An 11,300-nucleotide genomic window follows, 5' to 3' on the forward strand; every position below is an offset into this window, starting at 1 on the left:
AACACCTCCCCCCCACCAAACTTGTCCGCCGCAACCGCCAAACCCTCCGGCACCAAACGCAACACCCCCGCCACCGGAAAACCCGGCCCACGAAGTGCGAAATGGGACCACAGCCGCCACCCGCCGGCGGGCAGAAGTACGGTTTCAGACATGGCTGGACTACCTCCAGGGGAAGTGCTTCGGGAGCGCGCGGGGTGTCGCGGTGGGGGACGCGAGGTGCGGTGCGGGACAGGTGACGCGGTGGGGGGTGACCTGGCGGGTCAGCCGGCCTGAGTGCCGGTCATGCACCACTCCAGGACGGCGCGCGCACTGTGGTACTTGTTCTCCGCCTGCTGGAACGCGATGCTCGCGGGCCCGTCGAGCACGTCCGCGGTGACCTCCTCGCCCCGGTGGGCGGGCAGGTCGTGCATGAACACCGCGTCGGGACTGGTGGCCATCACGGCCGGGCCGACCTGGAACGGGGCGAACAGACGCGGCCAGTCGAGGTCCGGTTTGACCGTACCGGTGGTCTGCCACCGGGTGGTGTAGATGACATCGGCCTGCGGAAGCCCGTCCATGTCGTGCCGCTGCTCGACACGCGCCCCGCTCTTCTTGGCGTTCACCGCCGCCCGGTCGAGGTAGCGCTCCGCGACTCCGTAACCGGGCGGGGTGCGCAGGAACAGCTCGGTGCCCTGGTAGCGCGAGAGCGCCAGCGTGAGGGCCGAGGCGGTGTTGTTCCCCTCGCCGATGTAGAGGACGCGCAGACCCTCGATCCGCCCGAACCGGCCCAGCAGGGTGGTGAGATCGGTGAGCGCCTGGGTGGGATGCTCGTCGGCGCTCATCGCGTTCACCACGGCCATCCGCTGCTGGTCGGCGTAGGCGCGCAGCTCGGCCTCGCTGCCCGCGGTGCGGGCCACGAGCGTGTCGATCATCCGGGACAGCACGGCGGCGGTGTCCTCGACGGTCTCGCCGGTGTTCTCCTGGAGATCGCCGGGGCCGTACGTGATCAGCCGTGCGCCCAGGCGCAGCGCGCCCGCCGAGAAGGCGGTCCTGGTGCGGGTGGACGTCTTGCGGAACAGGACACCGACGACGGCGTCGTGCAGCGGGCGCGCGTCCTCCAGCTCCCCGGCCGCGAACTGGACACCGCGCCGGACGATCCGGTCCAGGTCCTCGGTGGCGAGGTCGTCGATGGAGATGAGATGGCGGCGGGTGGGGCGGGTCATCGAATGCTCCCTGCGTTCGGTCGTACGTACTGGCGGTCCCGCATCAGCGCGCCCGCAGGCCCTCGTGGAGCACCGCGAGGCCGCGGTCGAGCAGGGCGGGGTCGATGTTCAGCGGGGGCATGACCTTGATGACCTCGTCGTGGCGCCCGCACAGCTCGACGATGACGCCGTGCTCGAAGGCGTACCGCTGCGCGGCGCGGGCCCGTTCGGGGCCGCCGGCCGGGCCGGTGTCGATGCCGAGCACCATGCCCCGGCCACGCAGCGACAACCCCGGGTCGAGCGCGGTGAGTTCGGTACGGAACCGGCCGAGGCGCCGCGCCGCGTCCGTCAGAGCGGTCTGGAAGCCGCTGTGGTGCCACAGTTCGCAGGCGGCGGTGGCGGCGACGAACGCGAGCTGGTTGCCGCGGAACGTACCGGTGTGCTCCCCCGGCTCCCACACGTCGAGTTCGCGCCGGAACAGGGTGAGCGAGAGCGGGAGTCCGTAACCGCCGATCGACTTGGAGACGGTCACGATGTCGGGGACGATCCCGGCGTCCTCGAAGCAGAAGAAGGTGCCGGTACGGCCGCAGCCGGACTGGATCTCGTCGAGGATCAGCAGCACGCCGTACCGCTCGGTGAGCGCGCGCAGCCGCCGCAGCCACTCCCGGCTCGCCGGGTAGACGCCGCCCTCCATCTGCATCGGCTCGACGATCACCGCGGCGGGCAGGTCGGCGCCGGAGGAGGGGTCGGCGAGCAGGCGCTCGATGAACCCGATGGAGTCGAACGAACCGAGCGGGCCGTCCTCGTACGGTACGAACGTCACGTCCTGGCCGCTCACGCCGCCGGCCCTGCGGGCGCGGCGGCTGCCGGTGACCGCGAGCGAGCCGCGCGACATGCCGTGGTACGCGCCGGAGAAGGCGATGAGCCCGGTGCGTCCGGTCGCCTTGCGGGCCAGTTTGAGTGCGGCTTCCACGGCGTCGGTGCCGGTGGGCCCCGCGAACTGCACCTTGTAGTCCAGGCCGCGCGGCCGCAGGACGAGATCGGCGAAGCCGGCCAGGAAGTCGCGCTTGGCGACGGTGTGCATGTCCAGGCCGTGCATGATGCCGTCGGAGGCGAGGTAGTCGGTGATCCGGTGCTTGATGAATTCGTTGTTGTGCCCGTAGTTCAGGCTGCCCGCACCGCAGAAGAAGTCGATGAAGGTGCGGCCGTCCTCGGTGTGCAGTTCGGCGCCCTTAGCCCGTTCGAAGACCACCGGGAAGGTACGGCAGTACAGCCGGACCTCCGACTCCAGGTCCTCGAAGACGGAGACGTCGGGGCGGCCGGGGCGCGGGGCCCGGTCGACGGACGGGTGGGGCGGGACGGTGGTGGTCATGGTGGTTCCTCTCGGCTCAGGATGCTGCGGTCGCTCCGGTGATGCCGCTCAGCGGCCTGTCCTGCGCCGGCCGGTGAGCACCGGCATCGGGCGGTTCACGGACACCCGGGGGTAGTCGTCCAGGGCTCCGGCGAGCGCGGCGACGGTCGTGTGGTCGAACAGGGCCCGTACCGGTACGTCGATACCGAGCACGCCCCGCAGTCGCACCGAGACCCGGGTGGCGAGCAGGGAGTGCCCGCCGAGCCGGAAGAAGTCGTCGTGGGCGCCGACCCGCGGCACCCCGAGGACCGTCTGCCACACCTCGGCCACGGCCTTCTCCTCGGGGGAGCGCGGGGCCAGGTGATCGGCCGCCGTCGCGGCCGGCGACGGGGCGTGCGGCAGGGGAAGCGCCTTCCGGTCCACCTTGCCGTTGACCGTGGTGGGCAGTTCGTCCAGCGGCATGAAGGACGCGGGGATCATGTAGTCGGGCAGGGTCTCCAGCAACCGGTCGCGCAACTCGTCGGCGCCGGGCAGCCGGTGGCCTTCGCGGGCCACCAGATAGGCGGTGAGCTGCGGTTCCCCGGACCCGCCCGGAGTCGGGTGGACGACGGCGGCCCGGACGGCCTCGACGGCCAGCAGGGCGGCCTCGATCTCGCCGGGCTCCATCCGGTGCCCGTGGATCTTCACTTGGTGGTCGCGGCGGCCGAGGATCTCCAGCGATCCGTCCGGGCGCAGGCGCCCCAGGTCCCCGGTGGCGTAGAGCCGCCCGCCGGGTTCGGCGGCGTACGGATCGGGCAGGAACGCGCCCGCCGTCTGCACCGGCTGTCCGTGGTAACCCCAGCCGACACCGGCGCCACCGATGTGGATCTCCCCGGTCGCGCCGTGCGGAACCGGCTCCAGCCGCTCGTCCAGCAGCCGTACGGTGGTGTTGTCCAGGACGGCCCAGTCGTCGGGCCGCCCGTCGGCGCCGACCCGCGCCGCGGTCGTCCACACCGTCGTCTCCGTCGGCCCGTACAGGTCCCACACCGGGGCCCCGTGGGCGCCGAGCGCGTGGACGAGGCCGGACGGGAGCTTCTCGCCCCCGGAGAGCACGGTCAGGGTCGGCGGCGGTGTCCAGCCGATGTCCGTCAGCATCCTCAGGGCGACGGGCGTGGCCTGGAGCACGGCGGGCCGTACCTCCTCGATCAGGCGGGTCAGCCGCTGGGGATCCCTGGCCTGTTCCGCGTCGGCCACCACCACATGGGCCCCGGTGGTCAGCGGCAGGCACAGTTCGAGCAGCGAGGGGTCGAACGAGACGGTCGTCACGCCCATCACCGCGTCCCCCGGCCGGATTCCGAGCCGGCGTGCCATGGACACCAGGAAGTTGGTCAGCGCGTGGTGCGGGATCAGTACGCCCTTGGGCCTGCCGGTGGAGCCCGAGGTGTGGAAGATGTACGCGAGATCCCGTGGACCGGCGGTCCGGCCCGGAGCGGCCGTGGGCAGTGCCTCGATCTCCGCGCGGTCCCGGTCGAGCAGGACGGTCCGTACCCCCGTCCCCGCGAGGCGCCCGGCGAGCGCCTCCTCGGTGATCACCAGCCGGGCGCCGGTGTCGGCGAGCAGCGCGGCGAGACGCGCGTCCGGGTGGATGGGGTCGAGCGGCAGATACACCGCGCCCGCCTTGAACACGGCGAGGACCGCCGCCACGAGGTTGGCGCCCCGTTCCAGATGGACCCCGACCCGGACGCCGGGACCGGCGCCGAGCGCCCGGAGCCGGTGCGCGAGCTGGTTGGCCCGGGCGTCGAGCCCGGCGTACGTCAGCTCGGTGCCCGCCGACCTGACCGCGAGCGCGTCGGGCGTGGACCGGGCCTGCCGCTCGAACAGCGCGTCCGCGGTCAGCTCGGGCGCGGGGCGCGTGCCGCCGTCGCCCAGCGCCAGCAGCCGCTGCCGCTCCTTGCCGGGCAGCGGGGCGATGCGCCCTGTGGTCTCGGCCAGCGGCGCGTCGGGTGCGGCGAGGACACCGCGCAAAAGCTCCGCGTAGCCGTCGGCGAGCCGGCGCATCGTGCCGGCGTCGAACAGCGCGGTCGCGTACTGCATGCGCCCCGAGAGACTGCCGTCGGAGCCGCCCATGAGGTCCAGCACCAGGTCGAACGGGGTGCCGGTGGCGGGCGTGGGCGTCAGTTCCACGTCCAGCCCCGGCAGGGCGGGGGGTTCGGCCTCGCCCCCCAGCAGCAGGAAGGAGACCTGGAACAGGGGATTGCGGGACAGGTCACGCTCGGGGGTGAGTTCGGCGACGATGTGCTCGAACGGGGCGTCGGCGTACGAGAAGTCGGCCAGCGTGCTGTCCCGTACCCGGCGCACCAGCTCACCGAAGTTCGGCTGCCCGGACAGATCGGTCCGCAGCACCACGGAGTTGACGAACAGCCCGATCAGCTGCTGGAGTTCCGCGCCGCCGCGGCCGGCGACCGGAGCGCCGACGGCGAGGTCGGTCTGTCCGCTGTACCGGCCGAGCAGCGCCTGGAACGCCGCGAGCAGCACCATGAAGCGGGTGGCGCGGCGGGACCTGGCAAACGCGTCGACCGCGCCGACCAGCTCGGGGGGCAGAATGAACCGGGTCATCGCGGCATCGCCCTGCCACACCTCGGGGCGGGGGCGGTCGGTGGGCAGTTCCAGCGGCGCGAGGCCGTCGAGCCTGGCACGCCAGTAGTCGGTCCGGCCGGCCAGCCGGGCGCCGGAGAGCAGCTCGCGCTGGCGGGCGGCGAAGTCGGCGTACTGGAAGGGAAGTTCGGGCAGGTCCGAGGGCTCGCCCGAGGTCCGCTCGCGGTAGGCCGCGGCGACTTCCCGGGTGAGCACGCCCCACGAGGTGAAGTCGAACGCGATGTGGTGCACCACCACCAGCAGCAGATGGTCGTCGGCCCCGAGCCGGGCCAGGGTCAGGCGCAGCGCGGGCGCGGCCGACAGGTCCAGCGGGCGGCGCAGCTCGCGCTCGAGGACGGCCTGAAGCCCCTTTTCCTGGTCGTCGGGGTTGGCTCCGGTGAGGTCGACCCGGTCGAGCGGGATCCGTACGTCCGCCACGACGTCGGGTACGGGCTCACCGTCGACCGCGGCGTAGCGGGTGCGCAGCACCTCGTGACGGTCCACGACGTCGGCGAAGGCACCGGTGAGCGCGGGGACGTCGAGCTCACCGCGCAGCCGCAGGGCCATCGGGAGGAGATAGTCCGCGGAGCCGGGCCGGAGCTGGTCGAGGAACCACAGCCGCTGCTGTGAGAACGACGTCGTCCGGGCGCCGCCTGGTGTGCGGCTGTCACCGTGGTCCACCGGCCTACCTCCATGGGTCGGAATGTGTGCCACGTCCGCGACGGCCGTGGGGCACAGCGAGAGCTTGACTGCCGCGCCGGGCGCGGCAACAGGGAAGGAATGGCAGCGGTCCGTCGCCGGGCTTGCTGCGCTTATGTCTCTGTGCGCCGGGCTCCGGCAGCGGGCACGCTCGGCGTCGGCATGGTGCACCGGCGGCCGGGCCGGCCGCACGGCCGGGGCGCTCAGATCAGACCGGTGCGGACCCCGTAGGCCACCGCATGGGCGCGGTTGCGGACCTGTAGCCGGGCCATCAGGTCGTAGATGATGTTCTTCACGGTGTGCTGCGAGCACGACAGGGCGCGGGCGATGGCCGCGTTGCCGTGTCCCTCGGCGACCAGGGTGAGCACCCTGGTCTGGCGGGCGGTCAGTTGGGGCACGCCGATCGGATCCCCCGGTTCCGGGGCGTACGGCTCGGCGGCGCCGCTGAGCAGCCGGACCAGGATGCCGGACGGCATCCGGCCCTCACCGTGGTACGCGGAGTGCACCGCGGCCGACAGCCGGGCCGGGGTCGCCTCCGCCGACTGGAGCATGGCCCGCGCCCCGGCCCGTACGGCGCGCAGCACGCCGGCGGCCGTGAAAGTGGTGGCGACGACCAGCAGACGGCGGGCGCCGGCGTGGTCCAGCGCCGGGCACGCGTCGAGGGCTTCGTCGACCGTGCCCGCGACGGCCACCAGGACCGTGTCCGGCGACCAGGCGGGGGCCCGTTCGATGCCGGCCCCGCGCAGGGCCGCGGCGACCGGGTCGGCCAGCTCGGCGCCGGGCGCGAAGACGCTCACCCGGGGGCGGTCCCGGTACGGCCCCATGGGCCAGGAATCGCCGCGCGCCTCGGCGGCCAGCATCGCCGCGACGGCCGTTTCGATCACCTCGGCCGCGGCCTCGTCGACGAGGTCGGGATATCTGGGGGCGGCGGACCGCGCCACCGTGGGGGCGCTCACAGCAGACCCGCCCGCAGGGCGTACGCCACCGCGTGGGCGCGGTTGCGGAGCCGGAACCGCTGGGTGATGTCCCGCATCACGGTCGTCACGGTCCGGGTCGAGTAGCTCAGCTCCTTGGCTATCTCACCGGTCTCACGGCCGTCGGCGACCAGCCGCAGCACCGCGCGTTCACGGTCGTTCAGGCCCCAGCCGGAGATGTGAGGCCGTGCGATCGTCCCGGCCTGGGCGCCGGCCCCCTGTTCCAGCAGGCGGTCGAGGAGATCGGGGGGCACCGTGCAGTCGCCCCCGGCCGCCGTGAGAACGGTGCGCACCAGCCGGTCGGCGCTGGCCTCACGGCGACGCAGCAGGCCGCGGGCGCCCGCGGCGATGGCGTGCAGTGCCTCGGCCGGCGCCAGGTCGGTCGCCACCAGCACCACTTCGGGGCGGTGCGCCTCGCTCCGGGTGGTACGCACCATGTCCATGGCCTGATGGGCCACTTGATCGACCATCAGGACGGTCACCTGGGCCGGTTCGTGCGGCAGCACCAGGGTGATGTCCGGACTGCTGTGCAGGGCGCTCCTGGCCCCCGCTTCCAGCAGTGGGTCCAGTGCGACAACACTGACGGGCATGGCTTCGCCCATGAGGTACTCCTCAGATCTGCGTGCTGTGGACTCTCGGTACGCAGCTTCGGCGAAGTGCCGGGACATCACATCGGTGGCGTGTCCCCCGCATTTGCGCGGGGCACGCGGAGCGTACGTAGGAAAGGGGCGTCCGGCCGGTCGTCGGCGGCCGTGGGACCGGGCGGGGGCCCGCGTCCGGTGCCGGTGCCGGGGCGCGGGGACCGTACGAAGTCGCCTCGCGGAACCGGTCGTGCCCCCTGTCGGCGCGGGGCATGAGGGGCGGGTGCGGCGGACATGGGTAGTGCGCCCACGGAATATGCGGGGTCCGCCCCCATGCTGCCCGGACGGCGGTCTGCGAGGGTTACCGCTGTGACTTCCTCCGCCCCTTCCGCCGCCTCCGCCCCAGGACTGCCGAACTCCTGGTGGGCCACTGGCCTGACGCTCCGTGAGCGGCTGGCGGCGCCGCACGCTCCGCTCGCCGCGGCATCCGCCGCCGCCCACGGGCGCCGCGCGCTGCCGGAGCTGGAGCAGGCCTGCTGGACCGCGCGGCTGGGAGCGCTGGGAGTCCTCCCGGAGCAGGCGGCCGCGCTCGCCGCGGAATCCGCGGAGCTGCTGGGCGAGCGCGCGGCCGAGCCGGGCTGGGCACGGTTCGTCGAGGAGGCCGTGGCGGCGGCCCCGGAGCTTTCCGGCAACGACGGCGCCGGGCACAGCCGGGACGGGAAGCCGGACTCACCCCGTGCCGAGGGATCCGACGTGTTCGTCCCGGTGTTCCGTCCCCTCGTGGACGCGGCGGTCCGGGCGATGACGGAGAAGTGCGGGCCGTCGGCCGCGGCGGACGCCGCGACGCTGTCGGGACAGTTCGCCGACCGGCTGGGGCAGCAGCTCGCCCGCCAGGCCGCCCGTACGCTCGTCGCCGAGCTCGCCGCCGCGCGTGCGGCGGCGGGGCTGACGGGCGCAGGACCCGAGGACAGGTTCGCGGACTTCCTGCGGCGCACGGGCAGTCGGCGTGGGCTCGCCCGGCTGTTCGCCCGCTATCCGGTGCTCGCCAGGCTGCTGGCCCAGACCTGCGAGCAGGCGGCTGACGCCGTCGCGGAGCTGCTGACCCGGTTCACCGCCGACCGTGCGGGGATCGTCGCGGCGCTGCTGGGCGACGCGGACCCCGGGCCGCTGGTGGCGCTGGACCTGGGGCTCGGGGACACCCATCAGCGGGGCAGATCGGTGGCGCTGCTGCGGTTCGCCGACGGATCCATCGTGGTCTACAAGCCGCGCGCGCTCAGCCAGCACCATCTGCTCGACCGGATGGTGGAGTGGCTCAACACCAAGGTGCCCGGCCTGGAGCTGCGGACCGCGCCGACGGTTCACGGCGACGGCTACGGCTGGCTCGGGCACATCGACCACCTGTCCTGCGCGTCCGTCGTCGGCATCGACCGGTTCTACCGGCGCCAAGGCGCGCTCCTGGCGCTGATGTACGCGGTCGAAGGCACCGATCTGCACTACGACAACCTCGTCGCGCACGGGGACCAGCCGATACTGATCGACGTCGAGACGCTGCTCCACGCCGAACTGGCCGAGCCGACGACGGCCGGGCCCGACCCCGCGTCGGCCGCGCTCTCCTCCTCGGTGCACCGGACCTGTCTGCTGCCCCAGCTGATGGTCGGGGAGCTGGGCGCCGTGGACATCTCCGCCGTGGGCGGAGCGGCGGGCGGCAGCGGCCCGAACGCGCGGATCGCGTGGGAGGGCGCCGGTACGGACACGATGCGCCTGGTGCGCCGCCCCGCCCCGTTCGGCGGGGGCCGCAACCGCCCGCTGCTGGCGGGCAAGGACATTGGCCCCGGACCCGCCGACTATGTGGCCGCGCTGCTCAACGGCTTCCGGGCGGGCTATGACGCGATCACCTCGGACCGGGACGAACTGTGCGGCCCGGCCGGGCTGTTGGCGGACGGCGCGCGTGAGGCCGGCCGGCTGATCGTACGGCCCACCCAGCTGTACGCGCGTCTGCTGGAGGAGTCGCTGCACCCGGGCGTCCTGCGTGACGCGCTGGACAGGGACGCCCTGCTGTCGGTGCTGTGGGCGGAGTCCTCCGCCGACCCGGTCAGGCAGCGGCTGATCGAGGACGAGATAGCCGATCTGTGGTGCGGGGACGTTCCGGTCTTCTTCCACCGGCCGGCGGGGCCCGATCTGTGGACGTCCCGGGGCGCGCGGATTTCCGGGGTGCTGGACACACCGGGGCTGGCGAGCGCCGTCGGCAAGATCGAGGCCATGGGCGAGGTCGACCGCCACGACCAGGAATGGATCATCTCCGCCACGCTGGCCACCGCCCGGCCCTGGGCCGGGAGTCCGCACGGACCGGCCGCCGTACCGGCCAGGACCACACCGGCGGCGGTGCCGGAGCCTTCCGTACTCCTCGCCGCCGCCTGCGGAATCGCCGACGAGATCGTGGCGCGCGCGGCCCATGGGCCGGTCCCCGGCGGGCCGCTTCCCGGACACCGGGGGCGGGCCAACTGGATCGGCCTGGAGCTGATCGACGACGCCCACTGGGCCGTACTGCCCATGGGGGCGGGCCTGGGGCAGGGGTATTGCGGAGTGGCGCTGTTCCTCGCGCAGCTCGGCCGGCTGACAGGCTCGTCCCGCTACACCGACCTCGCACGGGAGGCGCTCACCCCGCTGCCCGCGCTGGTCGGCGCGCTGGCCGCGGACCCCGGACTCAGCCGGGCGGTCGGGCCGGGCGCGTTCCACGGACTGGGCGGGATCTGTTACGCCGTCGCCCGGCTGGCCACGCTGCTCGGGGACGGGACGGGCGACTGCCTGCCCACCACCCTGGCCGCGCTCGCCCACACGGTCGACGAGGCCCCGGACGCCGCCCTGTCCTTCGATGTGTCGGCCGGTCTCGCGGGTGCGCTGGCGGCGCTGTTGTCGGTACGCCGCGAGCGGGGGATCCCGGAGGCCGACGGGCTCGCGAACCGGATCGCGGACATCCTGCTGGCGCGGGCGGACGACGGACGCACCGGCGCGGGGGCGCGGGGATTCGCCTTCGGCGACGCGGGAGTCGGCTGGTCCCTGCTGCGCTACGCCGCCGACGGTGGCGGCAAGGCGCACGGCGACGCGGGCCGGGAGATGGTGAGTTCCGCTCTCGCCGCCACGGAACAGAACAACCAGGACGATCTCAGCTGGTGCTCGGGGCTCTCCGGCACCGTCCTCGCGGCCGCCGACCCGCTGGGCCGGCTGTCCGCCGGGACGCGGGGCGCCGGTCCTGACGGTCCCGATGTGGACCGTGCCGTACGGGTGCTCGGCGCCCACACACCACTGACCGACCACAGCCTCTGTCATGGCGACCTGGGCACGATCGAGGCCCTGTCCGTGCTCGCGGCGCAGGGCCACCAGGAAGCCAGGACCGGTCTCGCACGCCGTGCGGCACTGACCGTCGGTGCGCTCCGGCACGGGGGCCACCGGTGCGGCACCCCCGGCCAGGTCCACTCCCCCGGCCTGCTCACCGGGCTGTCCGGCATCGGATACGCCCTGCTCCGGCTGGGGTTCGCCGAGCAGGTGCCCTCGGTGCTGCTCCTCGATCCCACCCCGACCTGAAAGCCGGGCCCGGGGTGATAAATCTCCGTGAACTCCGGGCCCGTACGTTCAGTGACCAGTTCAGTGCCACTCGCCCCATCCTCACACCGCAGAAGGGAAATTCCATGAACACGTCATCGCAGAGAGACCAGCACACCGTCGAGGACGCAGCCGCCCTCCCGACCGCGCCGGAACAGGACCCGGCGGGCACGATCAGCCTGGCCCGGCGGAATCTGGCGTGCGCGCGGACCCGGGCCCTGGCCGGGCTCACCCTCGGCAGTGGCCTCGTGATCACGCTCAGCTCGCTCCACACCACGGTCTCCGTTCCCGGATGACCGAG

General features: G+C 73.5%; 7 protein-coding genes. 2 read left to right on the forward strand and 5 right to left on the reverse strand.

Annotation, left to right across the window (positions count from 1 at the left end):
• Positions 1–260 precede the first annotated feature (260 nt).
• The 5 genes from ACFVWW_RS29420 to ACFVWW_RS29440 all read right to left on the reverse strand — a co-directional run bounded on the left by ACFVWW_RS29420 (position 261) and on the right by ACFVWW_RS29440 (position 7,420).
• The gene (locus ACFVWW_RS29420; RefSeq protein ID WP_384193607.1) at positions 261–1,202 is read right to left on the reverse strand and encodes an ornithine carbamoyltransferase; all 942 of its coding nucleotides are present in this window, start codon (positions 1,200–1,202) and stop codon (positions 261–263) included.
• A gap of 43 nt (positions 1,203–1,245) precedes the next feature.
• A complete protein-coding gene (ectB, locus tag ACFVWW_RS29425; protein WP_386878962.1) occupies positions 1,246–2,553 on the reverse strand; it encodes a diaminobutyrate--2-oxoglutarate transaminase in 1,308 nt (435 codons plus the stop codon).
• Positions 2,554–2,601: 48 nt separating this feature from the next.
• Positions 2,602–5,826, reverse strand: coding sequence for an amino acid adenylation domain-containing protein (locus ACFVWW_RS29430; RefSeq protein ID WP_386878961.1), 3,225 nt, complete (start codon positions 5,824–5,826; stop codon positions 2,602–2,604).
• A 221-nt stretch (positions 5,827–6,047) separates the two neighbouring features.
• Entirely contained in the window at positions 6,048–6,800 is a 753-nt protein-coding gene (locus ACFVWW_RS29435; RefSeq protein ID WP_386878960.1) for a response regulator transcription factor, read from the reverse strand.
• The gene (locus ACFVWW_RS29440) at positions 6,797–7,420 is read right to left on the reverse strand and encodes a response regulator transcription factor (RefSeq protein ID WP_384193617.1); all 624 of its coding nucleotides are present in this window, start codon (positions 7,418–7,420) and stop codon (positions 6,797–6,799) included. Before ACFVWW_RS29440 ends, ACFVWW_RS29435 begins: the two co-directional genes overlap by 4 nt.
• Positions 7,421–7,768: 348 nt before the next feature.
• Here ACFVWW_RS29440 and ACFVWW_RS29445 point away from each other — a divergent pair, with 348 nt between their 5' ends.
• Together ACFVWW_RS29445 and ACFVWW_RS29450 are read left to right on the forward strand one after the other, a co-directional pair.
• Positions 7,769–10,981: a type 2 lanthipeptide synthetase LanM family protein gene (locus ACFVWW_RS29445; RefSeq protein ID WP_386878959.1), complete on the forward strand. Its 3,213-nt coding sequence runs from the start codon at positions 7,769–7,771 to the stop codon at positions 10,979–10,981.
• Between the two features lie 104 nt (positions 10,982–11,085).
• The gene (locus tag ACFVWW_RS29450) at positions 11,086–11,295 is read left to right on the forward strand and encodes a hypothetical protein (RefSeq protein WP_384193622.1); all 210 of its coding nucleotides are present in this window, start codon (positions 11,086–11,088) and stop codon (positions 11,293–11,295) included.
• Positions 11,296–11,300: the final 5 nt, after the last annotated feature.

The organism is Streptomyces sp. NPDC058198 (assembly GCF_042882605.1).
Lineage (GTDB): Bacteria > Actinomycetota > Actinomycetes > Streptomycetales > Streptomycetaceae > Streptomyces.